Raw genomic sequence first — 15,234 nt, 5'->3', positions numbered from 1 at the left:
GAGAGACGTTTGGACTTCGGAATAAAGGCCGGCAGAGTCGATATTCGTGGCGCCACACCGATTTACGAATTTGATCTAACATATGACCACGGCAATTAGCCCAAGCGCGTTGGTTCCAGTTTCCAATTGATGGTGATTAGCTTGGCTGAAAAAGCTCCACAACACTACCTTATGGATCTTCGCAGAGGATTTGCATGCCCCCGGGACTCGCAGTGATTTCGGTGCGAAAGGGTGCGCCTTACTCGCGAAGTGAGGCGACCAGGGCGTGGATGTCGTCGATGATCAGAACTCATCTGTTCCATCCTCCCGGGCTTGGGTTGTGACCCATCCGGCCTAGGCTTGGATTCCGAGCGGGACGGTGACCTTCAATGGCACCGCAATCGGCAAGGTTGCTCGCGTTCAGTTCATTCCTTGTTTGAACTCTCTGATGACGGTACGTGCCTTGATGGCAATACCTGTCCGACAAACGCTAATCGGGTCGTACATGCCGACCCATCTCTGCTGGTTGCAGGGATGGCGCGGTTGAAACGGTCTTAACTGGCGGCCACGCCTACCCAAATTGTCCTGACAACTCTGCAAATTCGCCCGAAAGCCGACGCTGTTCTGCGTCCAGGTTTTGTGAGCGCGGTGGTCAATCCATTGGTGATATCAGAAACCAACGCTCTGGACGACATCAGATCCTTCGTTTCTGATATCACTGTTTCCCTTGTGGGAAACGATGGCTCTTCGGTCGAGGATTATCGATGCAGAAACACCTTCGTCTCGATCCAAAAAATCTGAAGTGGGGGATGGTAGCGGAGGAGGGACTTGAACCCCCGACACGCGGATTATGATTCCGCTGCTCTAACCAACTGAGCTACTCCGCCATGAGTGAGAGGCGATTTAAGCGAGGGACCGGGAAGGGTCAAGGGGGAAACACCGCTCAATGACGATTATTTTTGGCCCGTTCAATCCGCTTGGATTCCCGGTTGCGCGCTGACCTCAGTGGTATCCGCAATTCTGCGAATGAACGCTGCGCAGGCGTCGGGTGCGGTGATGAGGATCATATGGCCCAGACCCTCGATTTGTTCGTCACTCAGTCCAAACTGCATCATGGGGGCACCGTTGGCGGCAGGTGAAAGAATGGCGTCCCGTGACCCGTAAAGAATGCCTCCGGGTACGGACAAATCGGTATAGCGGCTTACCTGTTTTTCGATGCTTTCATCCACGCCGACGACGTCCTGCGATGCCGTTATGAAAGCCGAAGGCCGCAACCCCAGCGCGCCGCCGGCGCGGTCTAGAAAGTCATCCGGCGCAGGTTCCGGATCAAAAACGGCCCCCAACGTGTGCGGGGCGGTCTTAGCGGATATAGGAACGGCGATCGTATTGCCGATAAAGTTGCGCAACCACTCAGTGCGTATTTCCAGTGGTTTGAAAACTTGCGGCGTTGCGGGCAGCTTTTGCGTCAAAGGGGCAAGCAAGGCGAGCGCCCTGGTTTTCTCGGGGTGTTGCAGCGCCATAGCCAGCGAAACGGCCCCACCCAGTGAGTGACCGACCAGAACGGCGTTTGATATGCCTTTTGCATCCAGAAACTCCTGAATCATTCGGGCCTGTTCGGGCAGGCGTCCAAGATCTGCACCGTCGCGGGTCGAATATCCGCAGCCAGGGCGGTCGACTGCGATGACGTGGTAGTCATCTGCCAGCAAATCCATCAGGGCATAGGTGAAATGCTGCAGTTGCCCTGCAAGCCCGTGGATCATGACAATTGTCTGTTTGGTTGGGTCGCCCTTTTCAACGAAATGAATGGTTCCGCCCCGGACTGGAACAATCTGTCCAAGTTGCGGTACGCGCTCTAACCCTTGTTGGGTAAGTCTTCGGGTCCACAGGTTCATGCCGACAAAGAAGATGCCTACCAGAAGGGCGATAACTAGAATTGTGGTCATCTCATCACTCTCCGCCTGAGGAAGGGGCAGGGTGGTATTGTTCCAGCCCGGATTGCGCCATGCGCTTTTCATACTCTGAAACGGTCCCGGGCCAAAGCGTCGTGTTCCGGCCCTTTGCGTCCTGATACCATGAGGCGCAGCCACCCACCTGCCATACGCTGCCTTTGTGCCGTTCGCGCATCTCCTGTTCGAAGGCTTCCTGGTAGTCCGGGCGGGGTGTTATAATCTGCAGTCCGTCGCGGTTCATCTGGTCCAGCACTCGGCCGATGTGGCGAACCTGTGCTTCGATCATCAGCACAACCGAGTTGTGACCGAGGCCGGTGTGTGGCCCAAGCAAGATGAAGAAATTGGGGAAACCTGCGATGGCAGTACCCAGATGAGCTTTCATTCCGTCCGACCATGCCTGGCGCAATGTCAGTCCATCGGATCCAGTTATGTCGAGGCGCTCGACGACATCTGTGACATGAAACCCGGTGCCCCAGATCAGGACGTCGGCCTGTGTACGGCTTCCGTCAGATGAAATGATCTGATCGCCCTCAATTGATGCCACACCGTGCGGGAGCACCGTCACGTTTTCACGCGCCAGCGCCGGGTACCAATCGTTTGAGCTGAGGATGCGTTTGCAGCCGATACTATAGTCCGGCGTCAGCTGTTTGCGCAGACCCGGGTCTGCGATCGCGCTTTCCAACGATTTGCGCCACATCTTCATGGCAAAATTTACCATCCGTTTTTCGCCGCGGAACACGCGATGGCGATACTCGAAGACCATGTAAATCAGTTTCCGGCGTGCCCAAGGTAACACCGGGATGCTGCGGTAAAGGCGGCGTAACCAGGGCGCGATCGGGCCATCCGGGCGGGGCAGGACATAGGGGGCGCTGCGTTGAAAGATTGTGACGTGTGCAGCAGTTTTCGCAATTTCTGGAACAAACTGGACAGCGGATGCGCCGGTTCCGACAACTGCGACGCGTTTTTCCTCCAGCGGCGTGTCGTTATCCCACTCGGCAGAGTGAAAGCAAGGCCCGGGAAAACTGTCCGCACCGGGTAAATCGGGGATGCTGGGCAGATGCAGTGCCCCTATGGCCGAGACCAGAAACCGCGCCGACCAGCGCTGCCCACTTTCGGTTTCCACCTGCCAGCGCATGCCGTCCCAGCGGGCAGATTTCAGCTGCTGACCGAAATGGCATAGCTCGTAAATCCCCTCATCAAGGCAGACCTTTTTCAGATAGGCCTGAATTTCAGCGCCGCCCGCGTAGGCTCGGCTCCAGTCTGGGTTCAGATGCGTTGCCATGGAATAGAGGTGCGATGGGATATCACAAGCGACACCGGGATAGGTGTTCTCACGCCATGTCCCGCCAATCTCATTCGCTTTTTCAAGGATCGCAATATTCTTGATGCCGCGTTTGCGGGCCTCAATCGCCATCGTCAGGCCGGAAAACCCGGCGCCGACGATCAGCATATCGGTTTGACATTCCATGCGCCCGTCCCTCCCAAAACGACCGATATGGTTGGGTCAGACTATAGGCGCTGGAATGCGTGAGAACAGCCTCCCGTAGGGTCAGGCGCCGTTCTCGGTTTATTCAGCCGCGCAGGATTTCACCATTTGGATCAAAAGGCGGCTCGGAAAGAATGGTCGCCTTGTGCGGATGTCCCAATACCATCACCTCGACCTCATCCCCTGCTTTGGCACCGGTCACAAAGCCAAGCGCCAGAGACATGCTGACGGAATAACCATAAGCGCCAGAGGTCACGCGGCCGATACCCTGACCATTTTTGAAGATTGGCTCACCGCCAGTCGCGTCGGCGTTCGACGCGCTGGTGTCTGCCTCATCCAGTTGCAAAAGGACAAGCTGTTCGCGGGCAGGGTTGGTCAAAACAGTCTCGGCTGCGTTCTTGTTCAGAAAGTCTTTGCTGAACTTGCACAACCGATCCAGACCTACCTCATGCGGCCAGTATTCGGGGCTGTATTCGCGGCTCCACGACCCATACCCCTTTTCGACGCGCAAAGACATCAATGCCCGACTGCCAACTGGACCCGCGCCAAATTCCTGACCGGCTTGAAGCAGCGCGTCGTACAGGTTGGCCTGATCTTCGGTGGCGCAGTGCACCTCCCACCCCAGATCACCCGTGAACGAGACCCGCAGGGCCAGCACCTTGATCCCGGCCAGTTCGATTTTCGCCGACCGCATGAACGGAAAATCCTCGGTGGCGAGTGAGGTATTAGTGAGTCGTTGCAAAATCTCGCGCGATTTTGGGCCCGCGACGTTGAATCCACACACAGCTTGGGTCTTGCTTTCGAAAGTGGTGCCCTTGGGCAGAGGAACCTGCTTGAAGAACCGCTTGTGATAGCGTTCCGCCATGCCTGAACCGATGACCCAGAATTCGTCCTCGGCCACGCGGGTAACGGTGAAGTCCCCAGCGATTCCTCCGCGTTTCGAGATCAGCGGCGTCAGGCAGGACCGACCTACAGCCTTGGGCATAGTGTTGGCGAAAACTGCGTTGAGCCAACCCTCGGCACCGGGGCCTTTGCAGACATATTTGGCAAAGTTCGAGATGTCGATGATCCCTGCGCGGTCACGCAGCATGCGGCATTCCTCGCCAACCGGTCCCCACCAGTTCTGACGCGTAAAACCATTGGTGTCTTTGGCGCCCGGAGTGTCTGCGAACCATAGCGGATGTTCCCAGCCAGCATTCAGGCCGAAGACGGCACCCATTTGAGCCTGCGTGTCGTAGACAGGGCGCGTACGCGCCGGACGACCTGCGCTGCGCTCTTCGTTGGGGAAGTGAATGGCGAACCGGTGGGCGTACTGGTCCTGAACGCGGGCCATTGTGAACTCTTTCGTCGCCCAGTCATCGAACCGAGCCATATCCCAGGCGAACATATCGTACTGCGTTTCACCCTCGATGATCCATTGCGCCGCCATCAGGCCCATGCCGCCGGATTGCGAGAAGCCGGGGATGATACCGTTGCAACAGAAATAGCCGTCGACCTCGGGCACTGGTCCCATCAGCACGTTGCTGTCGGGCGACCAGATCATCGGCCCGTTGATAACCCGTTTTATACCGGCTTCACCCACCGCGGGCAGACGTTCGATGGCGTTCATCATATTCTCTTCGATCCGTTCCAGATCGTCGGGGAAGAGATCATGCGCGAAGTCGAGTGGCGTGCCGTCCTCGGCCCAGAATTTCATGTCCTTTTCATAGGCGCCAACCAGCAAGCCCTGACCTTCCTGCCGCAGGTAGTATTCGCCGTCGCGATCACTGACCGAAGGCAAGCGCGTGCCGTGCGCGGCCACGTCCGCCATGGTTTCGGTCACGAAATACTGATGCTCGGTCGGTTGCAGGGGAAGCTCGATGCCAGCCAATTTAGCGACTTCGCGACCCCACAGACCGGCGGCATTGACGACCCAAGGGGTACGGATATCGCCTTTGGGAGTACGCACAATCCAGGTGCCATCTTCTTGCTGGTCGGTCGCGGTGACCGGAGTGAAGCGATGAATCTCGGCCCCACGCTGCCGGGCGCCCACCGCGTAGGCATTTGTGACGCCCGAAGGGTCCACATTGCCGCCGTCAGGTTCGTACATCACGCAACGGATGCCATCGTAGTTGACCAGTGGGTTTAGTCGCTGGGCCTCTTCGATGCTGATCTCATAAAAGTTCATGCCGTAAAGCTTGGCCTTAGCGGCCTGCAACTTCAGTTGATGTTCGCGTTCTTCGGTCTGCGCCAGATACAGCGAACCGGGCTGGAACACGCCACAGCTTTGGCCGGTTTCGGCTTCAAGCTCTTTGTACAGGTTCATCGTGTAGTGCTGAATGCGGCTGATATTGGTGCTGTCGTGCAGCCCGTGGATGTTCGCCGCGGCGTGCCAAGTGGACCCGGATGTCAGTTCATCCCGTTCCAGCAGAACCACATCCGACCATCCCAGTTTGGTCAAATGATAGAGGATCGAACACCCGATCACCCCGCCGCCAATCACCACCGCCTGTGCATTCGTTTTCATGAGCCTGCCGTATCAAAGTTGGTCCCGCCGCCATGTGTCATCATCGCAATGGCACCGGCAATGGACATAAATTTCAAGTTGGGTTGAGTGAATTTAATCTGAAGCTAAACTCAGAAATCCAGCTTATGCGCCCGGCCGTATGCCACCAGCCGCTCGTTCAGCGCATCAGCTTCTGGCGCGCCGGATTCCAGCGCGAAAATGAAGGCATGTGTTAGGTAAAAGCAGGCCGCGTCGATGTCCCGCGCCGTTTCGCGCTCATCTGCGGCCAGGGTGTAGTACCGGATCAGGTCGGCAGGATCGTTGCGATCATGCGCGTCCAGCAGAAGTCGATCCAGTTCCTGTTTGTCCATGGGTGTCCCTATTTGTCGTCGACCGGCCAACCTCTGACTGGCTGGCCGATCCAATAAGGTTAGCCTGCGCGGCCGTTTTCGACTTGCGTCGCGACCCAATGGTGGAAGTTATGCGTCGGCCCGTCCATAGCGGGCGAAAACCGACCGCCGTCGAATAACATACCATGTCGGCCTTTTTGCATGCCTTCGACGACAAAGACATCCTCTTCGAATACAGTCTTCCACAGCTGCGCGTTCGAGGCACGCAGTCCATCATGCTGTGGAGTGTCATCAACGCTTTTGGCGTAGTACAGCTCGATATGTTCGACGGTGTTTTCCTGATCGACTGGCTCCAGCACAATGGCAAATGCGTGATCGCGCTGCACGCCCAGCAGAACGTTTGGATAAACCGCAATATACTCAGCGCCTTCGTTCCACTTGTCGCTCAGCCCGTCAAAATCCGGGAAGGTTGCGCCGTCTTGATCTGTCAGTTGGCGGTAAACCAGGGTCCCTTGGCCCGAATACTGACCGCGCTCTTCGATATTGTAGTGATCCTCCAGCCGCGAATAACTGTTCAGACCGGGATGCACCCATGGCAGGTGATAGCTTTCGCAATAGTTCTCGACCGCCAGCTTCCAGTTGGTCTTGACGTCAAGCTTGAATGAGGACGTTTCACCGCCGTGGAAGACGGGTTTCTCAAATTCCTTCCAACGTTCCAGCAGAGGGCCGTGAACCTCTTCGAACTCAGGCGCATTGCCATCGACATTCACAAAGATCACATCCCGCCAGACATAGGAGCGTACGCGAACGAGGCCCAGGTCTTCGCGCTTGACGTCCTCGTGCTTGTTCTGGCCTGGGCCACCCACGTGTGGAGTTGCACGCAGCTCGCCTTTCAGGCTGTAGCACCAGCTGTGATAGGGGCAGCGGATTGCGCCGCCGATTTTGCGCGGCGTGTCCACCAGGATCATCCCACGGTGGCGGCAGGTGTTCTGGAAAACGCCAACCTCGCCATCCTTGTCCCGAACAACCAACAGCGGCATGCCTAGAAAATCGACCGGCTTTGCATCACCTTCTTCTGGTACGTCCTTGCCGAACCCGATGCCGGACCAGTTGGCATACAGCACAGATCGTTTTTCTTCGTTGAAAACGGCCGGGTCGACATAGTGTTCGTTCGGCAGGCCATTTGCGACATTTACATCGGCCAGAACGGAAGACAGCGCGCTATGCTTGTTCATCGGGCTCTCCTGAGGTTTTGCTGGATGCTTTTTATCCCTATTGGCGGATCGAACCTGCCTGCCTCAATATCAGAAAAGCTCATCAGAGGGTGATTTCACCTAAACCGAGCCTTCCTGAACCTCTTGAACGATCCAGTTTTTCAGGGCGCGGGCGCTCTCTGAGAGCTCTTCGTCGCGGCGTCCGACCAGGTAAAACTGGTTCGGCGCGGGCACTTGATGCGTGCCAATAGGAACCAGTTTACCTGATTGCAGCATAGGTTGAATCAACCGCTGCCAACCTAGCGCCAGCCCGGCACCCTTCCGCGCCAGCTGCAGCGCGACCGAGTAGCTGTTGACGCGGGATTCAACGGGTACGGTGCCGTTATATCCCAACTGCTGGAACCATTCGGGCCACGTGGTCCAGGTGCGGTCTTCTGAATCCAGGTGGATCAGCCGTTCAGACGTCAGATCCTCGAGACCGGCATCTGCCAGCCTCTCTGCCATCTCGGGGCTGCCAACAGGGACAAGCTGGTCGCGAAACAGCGGCGTATGTGACAGGTTCGGATCGCTGTCCCGCCCGTAGCGGATGAAAAAGTCGACGTCTGGGCGATCGCGAAAGGGTCGGTCCTGCGACAGCTGATCCACATTGACCTCGGGCATGTCACGCCAGAACCGAATAACGGCCGGAGACAACCACAACGCGGCAACCGCTGTTGTCGATCCTACGGTCACCTTTCCGGCCGTGGATCGGTCGCGGATCATGCTCAGCGTTTTCGAGATGCGCCCAAAGGACGTGGACAGCGCCTCGTACAGGGCTTTGCCGTCTTCGGTCAGGTCAACGCCGCGATGCTTGCGTTGAAAGAGAGGCGTGTCCAGATCGCCTTCAAGCGCCTTGATCTGGTGACTGACCGCACCGGGCGTGACAGACAATTCCACGGCGGCGTTCTTGAAGCTCAGGTGACGGGCGGCGGCCTCAAAGGCTGACAATGTTGTCAGCGGCGGCAGGTTGTAATGGCGTCGGGACATAGTGGCTGGTGAATCGCTATTCGGTTTAGTTTAGTTTTTGTCAACTCAGTTTTAGTTTTTTTGAAGGTGAAAGCTATAGCGCTTTTAAAGATTTGATGTTCTTTTGGCTCATGTTAACGGCGAATGTCGCATTTTTCGCCAATGCGTCGGTTCTGGCCGAATTTAGATCGGAGCGCCACTATAGTCAGTTCTACCAACAAATGTCGTGTTTTGCAGGCTTTTCAATAGCGAAATCCCGACGTCATGTGACGGGCCTGCGACCTAACGACGTCCCAAACTGACCACCGGGGAAAGCCGAAAGGGAAAGTGAAGGAGGCGTGGAACTCACTCCCGGTTGGTACGGCTGCATATCGCCAGATTGGAATGTGTGTTGAATTCAATGCAACCCAGCAGGCGCGGAACCATGCCGCTGAGAAGCATTTCTGATAAACAGGAACGAAACAAGAAAGAACCGATACGTCTGCTGCAGCACCATCTCCCACGTAAGAAGCGATTGGGTAAATGGCGGGAAATGCACAGACAGTTTCGAAATTAATACGACATCACGGAGGAGCAACATGTCGATACCCGAACCCTTTACGGATCTAGAGATAGAAACGGCGGATGCCGGTTTCTATGAAAACTACAGCGTGCCAATCGCGCTGATCAGTAAGGGCATAATGGTTGCCCTTGTACTGTGGGCGCTTATTTTCCCGGCCAATGCCAATAGCACACTCGGCAGCTGGAATGGCAAGATCCTGGAAATCTTCAACAGCTTCTACATTGTCATTGTTGGCTTGTTTGTCTTCTTCCTCGTCGTGGTGGCAGCCCTCCCGGCAACCGGAAAGCGGATCATGGGAACAGCGGGCGAAAAGCCTGAATTCTCAAATTTCTCTTGGTTCTCGATGATGTTCGGCGCTGGTCTGGGTGTCGGCCTGATGGTTTTTGCGACTGCTGAACCGCTGGGACTGTGGGGGTCAAACCCCGAGGTTGTAGGTGGCGCTGTTGCAGGTAACGACCCAGAGTCCGTTCAGTCGGCTTATCGGTACACTTTCCTGCACTATGGCTTCCACGCCTGGGCGATTTACGTGGTGACCGGTCTGTCGCTGGCCTATTACGCCTATACCCGTGACATGCCTTTGACCATTCGCGCGGCACTTACCCCACTGTTTGGTCGCCTGATGAACGGTTTTCTTGGCCATGTCGTTGACGTTCTGGGCGTTGTTGCAACAATTCTCGGCGTGTCCGTTACCATCGGGTTTGGTGTCAGCCAGTTCATCGACGGTTTGTATGCCATCACTGGGATGGGATGGATCATGGATTTTGGTGGTGAAGTGCCGACCCCGAGCAAAGTTGGCCTGATCGCAGGTCTGGTTGTCATCATGGGACTGTCGATCATTTCGGCGGTGTCGGGTGTTGGTCGCGGTGTTAAATACCTGTCGAACCTGAACCTTGTTCTGTCGATCATCCTGCTGGGCACCTTTGTCGTATTCGGCTCGTTTGTCTTTGCCATGACGACCTATGGCACGGCCCTGGTTGACTACCTGCTGCACTTCCTTTCGATGAGCTTTGGTGCATATGGTCCGTTGTCGGTTGAAGCCTTTACTGCGGCTCTGCCTGCGGAAGCACAGGCGCATGCGGCTGACCTTGTGGGTGGCGCAACGAACGCATGGGGCAGCTTTGATGGCTTCAAAAGCGGTCTCGAAGGTGCCGCTGCAGAGCTGAGCGATGACACTCTGGCTGCAGTCTACGCTGCTGGTGAGCAAGGACGTCAGTTTGGTTGGCAGTCGGGCTGGACCACCTTCTATTGGGCCTGGTGGATTGCATTCTCGCCGTTTGTGGGATTGTTCCTTGCGCGCATCTCCAAGGGTCGTTCTGTACGCGAATTCATTCTGGGCTGTGTGTTCGCGCCAGCGCTGGTATGTTTTGCGTGGATGACCATTCTGGGCGGTACTGCGATTGATCTGGAATTGGCCGGTGCTGCTGAAGGCGCGATCATCGGTGCGTCGAACACCAATAAGCTGTTCGTGACACTGTCCTACATGATCGACGGTGGGCTGTTGTCCATGTTGAACGTCATGTGCGTGATCCTGATCATGACCTTCCTGGTGACCTCCGCGGACTCGGGCATTCTAGTGATGAACACCATCATGTCGGGTGGCAGCCAGGAAACCGGCATCAAGCATCGCATCATCTGGGGTGTTATTCTTACAGCCGTGATCGGTGCTTTGATCCTGGCAGCAGGCGAAAACAATCCGATGGACGCGTTGCGCAACGCTATGATCATTGGCGCGTTACCATTTACCATGGTTATGGGGCTGATGATGGTGTCGTTGGCCAAGGCGCTCTACCGCGACGGTCGGCGTGACCAGCACTCTGACACGAGCACACAGGCCGCTGAATAAGTATAGCTCATAGTGCCAAAACAGACGCCGCCCCGACCGGGGCGGCGTTTTTCGTTCGGTTGCCTGTGTCGCTTCCTGCAGCCAGATATCGCAATCAGTGAGGTGCAAGGCCGCCGAATCCGTCAGTCTGGTTAACAAGACTGGAGGATTGCACCGTGAATATTCGTACTGCGACACGCTCAGGCGGACGCTCTGCCCGTCGCGCCCTGCGCACCGCCCCGAACTTTGAAATGTTGCCCGGCCTGACCCGCGGCATTCCGTTGTGTGAAGTGATGGACGGCAGCCAGATCGAACGCATCGATGCCGCCTCGATGGACATTCTGGAAAATGTCGGTGTTCAGTTTCGCGATCCCATCGCTTTAGAGGACTGGAAGAAAGCCGGTGCCAAGGTATCAGGCGAACTGGTCTATCTGGACCGTGGCTTGGTGCGCGAGTTGATTGCCACTATCCCAAGTGATTTCACCTACCACGCACGTGACTCTAAAAAGAATGTTCGTTTGGGTGGCAGGCACTCGATCTTTGTGCCGATGACCGGTGCGCCGTTCCTGCGCGATCTGGACGACGTGCGCCGCAACCCGACGCTGGACGATCTGGCAATGTTTCACAAGCTCAGCCATATGATGCCTGCTCTGCATTCTTCGGCGCATCACATCGTAGAACCGTATGATCACCCGATCAGTCAACGGCACCTGCGGATCACCTATTCCTCGATGAAGCATTCGGACAAGACGTTCATGGGCATGACCACCTCGCCTAAGAACGCCGAGGATGTGATGGATATGTGTGCGATCCTGTTCGGCGAGGAGTTCTTAGAGGACCATCCGGTAACCACCGGCAACTGTAACGGCAACTCGCCCTTGGTTTGGGATGAAACCATGCTGGGTGCGATGCGCGCTTTTTGTCGTCGCAAGCAGCCGGTGCTCTGCTCGCCGTTCGTCCTCGGGGGCGCCAACACGCCTGCATCTGTTCCGGCAACCGTAGCGCAGTTGAATGCCGAGGCTCTCAGTGCGCTGGCCTACACACAGGTCATTCGCAAGGGTGCACCGGCGATCTATGGTCACTACCTGTCGACTGTGTCGATGAAGTCCGGTGCACCGATGGCGGGCACGCCCGAGATCAGCTTGATGAACTTCATGATCGGCCAAATGGCACGCTACTACGGTGTGCCCTGGCGCACGTCGAACACCCTGGGCGGGGCCAAGACGTTCGACGCGCAGGCCGGATATGAATCCGCAACGACCTTGCAGGCGGTCATGCATGCTGGTGCCAACTACATCTGGCACTCGGCGGGGTGGAACGAAGCGGGGATGCACTGCTCGGTCGCCAAGTTCATCGTAGATGCCGAACAATGCGCCATGGCTTACCGCATGGCCGAAGGGCCCAAGTGGCACGATTTCGATCAGGCCCTTGCTGCCGTGCCGGATGTCGGCCCCGGTGGTCACTATCTGGGCCATCCCCACACGCAGGACAACTTTCAGGACGCTTTCTTCATGCCTGAACTGTTCGACAACAACTCGATCGAACAATGGCAGGCCGAAGGAAGTGTCGAAATTACGGAACGCGCGTTGGGTCGGGCACGCGCGTTGCTGGCCGAATATGAGGAACCCAAACTGGACGAGGCGAAAAACGAAGCCCTGCTGGAATACATCGCCCGGCGTGAGCGCGAGATCCCGGCGGCTGACGAGCTGAACCAGAGTTACTAGGATCATCTCCCCCGAGACTTGCCCGCCCGAAAACAGGGCGGGTTTTTTCCTTTCAAGACACGACGGAATATCTGCAGTGAAAATTACCGAAATTCACATCTATAGCCACGATCTGCCCGTCAAGAACGGCCCCTATACAATGGCCAACGCCGAGGTTTGGGCGCTGGACGCCACAGTGGTTAAGTTGGTGACCGACAATGGATTGGTTGGATGGGGTGAGACTTGCCCGGTTGGCCCCACGTATGCCGAGGCACACGCCGCTGGTGCGCGTGCCGCTGTGGCCCAAATGGCAAATGGGTTGCTAGGCGCCGAGGTTTCGCTGCTGGGGCTGCACCGTCGGATGGATGGACTTCTAAACGGCCACAACTATGCCAAAGCGGCCATAGACATTGCAGCGCATGACTTGCTCGGCAAGCATTTTGGTGTCAGCGTATCGGAACTGCTCGGCGGTGCCGAAGTGGACAAGGTTCCGTCGTATTACGCGACTGGTGTTGGGGCGCCGGATGATATCGCAACTCTGGCAGCCGGAAAATTGGCCGAAGGCTATCCGCGACTGCAAATCAAGGTTGGCGGCCGGCCGGTTGAGGTTGACATCGAAACCATCCGCAAAGTGTGGGAGGTCATTGGCGGGTCCGGAATGCGCTTGGCCGTGGACGGAAACCGAGGTTGGACAACCCGCGACGCATTGCGCGTCAGTCGCGAATGCCCGGACATCCCGTTTGTCATGGAACAACCCTGCAACACGATTGAGGACCTGCAAAAGATACGGCCACAACTTGGCCATCCGATCTACATGGACGAGAATTCCACCGATCTGAATACCGTTATCTCAGCGGCCGGCACTGGCTTGGTGGATGGGTTTGGTATGAAAGTCACACGGATAGGTGGCCTGCAGCCAATGCGCACGTTCCGAGACCTCTGCGAGGCGCGCAATCTGCCTCATACCTGCGACGACAGTTGGGGCGGGGACATTATCGCCGCGGCCTGCGTGCATATCGGCGCGACGGTCCGACCCGATCTGCTGGAAGGTGTTTGGCTGGCCGCGCCATACATCGAAGGCAACTACGATGCCCAGAATGGAATCCGGATTGACGGTGGGCACATCCAAGTACCGACTGGACCGGGGTTGGGTGTCGTGCCCGACGAAACTCGCTTTGGCACCCCGGTCGCGTCGTTCTGAAGGAGCAAGCCATGGATTTCATGGGAAAATCAGCTTTGGTCACGGGTGCGGCCGGTGGGATCGGGGGGTCTCTGGTGCGGCGGTTGCGTGCCGCCGGTGCGCGAGTCGCCGTCGCCGACCGCATGGTCGAAGGGGTGGATGCCGAGGCCCATCTGCCCGGTGATCTGCTGGACGCGGCATATGCCGATGCGCTGCCGAAACGGGCGGCGGACGCGCTGGGCGGGTTGGACATTGTGGTCAACAACGCAGGCGCCATTGCGCGTGGTCCCGTTACCGAAACCTCGGATCAGGATTGGTCCTTGTCACTGGGAGTGAATGTCGAGGCCCCATTTCGCATTTGCCGCGCTGCAATCCCGATTATGGCTGCCAACGGGGGCGGGGCGATTGTGAACACCGCATCCTGTTGGGGTCTGCGTCCTGGCCCAAACCATGCGGTCTACTGCATGACCAAAGCCGCGATCGCTTCGCTGACCCAATGTATGGGGATGGACCACGCCCATCAGGGCATCCGCATCAACGCCGTTTGCCCGAACGAGGTGAACACGCCTATGCTGCGGTCTGGGTTCGCCAAGCGCGGGTTCGACCCGGACACCGCGGTGGCCGAGCTGGGACAGACTGTTCCCTTGGGCAGAATTGCCGAACCTGAGGATATTGCCGACGTGATCCTGTTTCTGGCCTCGGATGCGTCGCGGTATGTTTGTGGTGCGTTGCTGGAAGTGAATGGAGGCAAGCCGGTATCATGACTCGATTTAATGGCAAAACCGCCCTTGTCACCGGCGGACGCAGCGGGATCGGTCGGGCCATTGCTGAACGACTGCGCCAGGACGGGGCGCGGGTGTTTACCGCGCAGCGCGGGCAGGACACCGAGTTTGAAGCGATCGAGTCGGATTTTTGCAATCCGGACAGCCCGGCCGCAGTTATTGCCAGTGTTATCGAACGCGCAGGGCGTTTGGACGTTCTGGTCAACAATGCGGGCATGATGCAGGAATCCCCTGTCGAGGACATGAGCCTGGATGACTGGCACCGCAACCTGGCGGTCAACCTGACGGCCCCTTTTCTGCTGATCAAATCCGCGCTGCCCTATCTGCGGAAGACGCAAGGAAGTATTGTCAACATTGGCTCGATCGAAGGGCTGGGCAGCAATCCCGGGCATGCGGCCTATTGCGCGACGAAGGCCGGGCTGCATGGCTTGACCCGCGCAATTGCCGTCGATCATGGCGCGGACGGTATCCGGTGCAACGCGGTAGCCCCCGGTTGGATCGACACCGAATTGAACATGGAATTCATCGACGCCCAGCCTGATCCAGATGCATTTCGCCGTGATATTGGCCGCATTCACCCTGTCACCCGGACCGGTCGACCAGAGGAGGTCGCTGCGTTAGCGGCCTTTCTTGCGTCCGAGGAGGCCAGTTTTGTCACCGGTCAGGTTTACACTGTTGATGGTGGCCGTATGACGAAGCTCAGCCTGCCCTGACCCG

At 57.3% G+C, this 15,234-nt stretch carries 11 protein-coding genes and 1 tRNA gene; 5 read left to right on the top strand and 7 right to left on the bottom strand.

The window, feature by feature from the left end; genetic code table 11:
* Window positions 1-789: 789 nt before the first annotated feature.
* From ACR0AK_RS13010 to ACR0AK_RS12980, 7 genes are all read right to left on the bottom strand, one after another.
* Window positions 790-866: transfer RNA gene (locus tag ACR0AK_RS13010), tRNA-Met, on the bottom strand.
* Window positions 867-947: 81 nt separating this feature from the next.
* The gene (locus ACR0AK_RS13005; protein ID WP_170559183.1) at window positions 948-1,922 is read right to left on the bottom strand and encodes an alpha/beta fold hydrolase; all 975 of its coding nucleotides are present in this window, start codon (window positions 1,920-1,922) and stop codon (window positions 948-950) included.
* 4 nt (window positions 1,923-1,926) lie between these two features.
* Window positions 1,927-3,396: a flavin-containing monooxygenase gene (locus ACR0AK_RS13000; RefSeq protein WP_480793584.1), complete on the bottom strand. Its 1,470-nt coding sequence runs from the start codon at window positions 3,394-3,396 to the stop codon at window positions 1,927-1,929.
* A 103-nt stretch (window positions 3,397-3,499) separates the two neighbouring features.
* Window positions 3,500-5,920 carry a GcvT family protein gene (locus tag ACR0AK_RS12995; protein ID WP_480793583.1) on the bottom strand — a complete coding sequence of 807 codons (2,421 nt, stop codon included), beginning with the start codon at window positions 5,918-5,920 and terminating at the stop codon, window positions 3,500-3,502.
* Window positions 5,921-6,030: 110 nt separating this feature from the next.
* Window positions 6,031-6,270 carry a hypothetical protein gene (locus ACR0AK_RS12990; protein WP_480793582.1) on the bottom strand — a complete coding sequence of 80 codons (240 nt, stop codon included), beginning with the start codon at window positions 6,268-6,270 and terminating at the stop codon, window positions 6,031-6,033.
* A gap of 59 nt (window positions 6,271-6,329) precedes the next feature.
* Window positions 6,330-7,484, bottom strand: a complete 1,155-nt coding sequence (locus ACR0AK_RS12985; protein WP_170559175.1) for an aromatic ring-hydroxylating oxygenase subunit alpha — start codon at window positions 7,482-7,484, stop codon at window positions 6,330-6,332.
* Window positions 7,485-7,583: 99 nt separating this feature from the next.
* A complete protein-coding gene (locus ACR0AK_RS12980; RefSeq protein ID WP_170559173.1) occupies window positions 7,584-8,489 on the bottom strand; it encodes a LysR substrate-binding domain-containing protein in 906 nt (301 codons plus the stop codon).
* A gap of 557 nt (window positions 8,490-9,046) precedes the next feature.
* Between ACR0AK_RS12980 and ACR0AK_RS12975 the strand changes: the two genes are divergently transcribed.
* The 5 genes from ACR0AK_RS12975 (at window position 9,047) to ACR0AK_RS12955 (ending at window position 15,230) form a co-directional block, all read left to right on the top strand.
* On the top strand, window positions 9,047-10,873 hold the full coding sequence (locus ACR0AK_RS12975) for a BCCT family transporter (protein WP_170559171.1): 1,827 nt from the start codon (window positions 9,047-9,049) through the stop codon (window positions 10,871-10,873).
* A 155-nt stretch (window positions 10,874-11,028) separates the two neighbouring features.
* Window positions 11,029-12,576 carry a trimethylamine methyltransferase family protein gene (locus tag ACR0AK_RS12970; protein ID WP_480793581.1) on the top strand — a complete coding sequence of 516 codons (1,548 nt, stop codon included), beginning with the start codon at window positions 11,029-11,031 and terminating at the stop codon, window positions 12,574-12,576.
* A 76-nt stretch (window positions 12,577-12,652) separates the two neighbouring features.
* The gene (locus tag ACR0AK_RS12965) at window positions 12,653-13,756 is read left to right on the top strand and encodes a mandelate racemase/muconate lactonizing enzyme family protein (protein WP_480793580.1); all 1,104 of its coding nucleotides are present in this window, start codon (window positions 12,653-12,655) and stop codon (window positions 13,754-13,756) included.
* Window positions 13,757-13,767: 11 nt separating this feature from the next.
* Window positions 13,768-14,499 carry an SDR family NAD(P)-dependent oxidoreductase gene (locus ACR0AK_RS12960; protein WP_480793579.1) on the top strand — a complete coding sequence of 244 codons (732 nt, stop codon included), beginning with the start codon at window positions 13,768-13,770 and terminating at the stop codon, window positions 14,497-14,499.
* Window positions 14,496-15,230: an SDR family NAD(P)-dependent oxidoreductase gene (locus ACR0AK_RS12955; RefSeq protein WP_480793578.1), complete on the top strand. Its 735-nt coding sequence runs from the start codon at window positions 14,496-14,498 to the stop codon at window positions 15,228-15,230. Before ACR0AK_RS12960 ends, ACR0AK_RS12955 begins: the two co-directional genes overlap by 4 nt.
* The last annotated feature ends 4 nt before the right edge of the window (window positions 15,231-15,234 follow it).

Source organism: Ruegeria sp. BI12 (genome assembly GCF_056537985.1).
Note: the sequence above shows the minus strand (reverse complement) of the source record. Positions and strands in the feature narration are given on the sequence as shown.

Bases quoted from the DNA above. Each gene is read 5' to 3' on its own strand.
- ACR0AK_RS13005 (WP_170559183.1), bottom strand. From the start codon at position 1,922: ATGACCACAATTCTAGTTATCGCCCTTCTGGTAGGCATCTTCTTTGTC.
- ACR0AK_RS13000 (WP_480793584.1), bottom strand. From the start codon at position 3,396: ATGGAATGTCAAACCGATATGCTGATCGTCGGCGCCGGGTTTTCCGGC.
- ACR0AK_RS12995 (WP_480793583.1), bottom strand. From the start codon at position 5,920: ATGAAAACGAATGCACAGGCGGTGGTGATTGGCGGCGGGGTGATCGGG.
- ACR0AK_RS12990 (WP_480793582.1), bottom strand. From the start codon at position 6,270: ATGGACAAACAGGAACTGGATCGACTTCTGCTGGACGCGCATGATCGC.
- ACR0AK_RS12985 (WP_170559175.1), bottom strand. From the start codon at position 7,484: ATGAACAAGCATAGCGCGCTGTCTTCCGTTCTGGCCGATGTAAATGTC.
- ACR0AK_RS12980 (WP_170559173.1), bottom strand. From the start codon at position 8,489: ATGTCCCGACGCCATTACAACCTGCCGCCGCTGACAACATTGTCAGCC.
- ACR0AK_RS12975 (WP_170559171.1), top strand. From the start codon at position 9,047: ATGTCGATACCCGAACCCTTTACGGATCTAGAGATAGAAACGGCGGAT.
- ACR0AK_RS12960 (WP_480793579.1), top strand. From the start codon at position 13,768: ATGGATTTCATGGGAAAATCAGCTTTGGTCACGGGTGCGGCCGGTGGG.
- ACR0AK_RS12955 (WP_480793578.1), top strand. From the start codon at position 14,496: ATGACTCGATTTAATGGCAAAACCGCCCTTGTCACCGGCGGACGCAGC.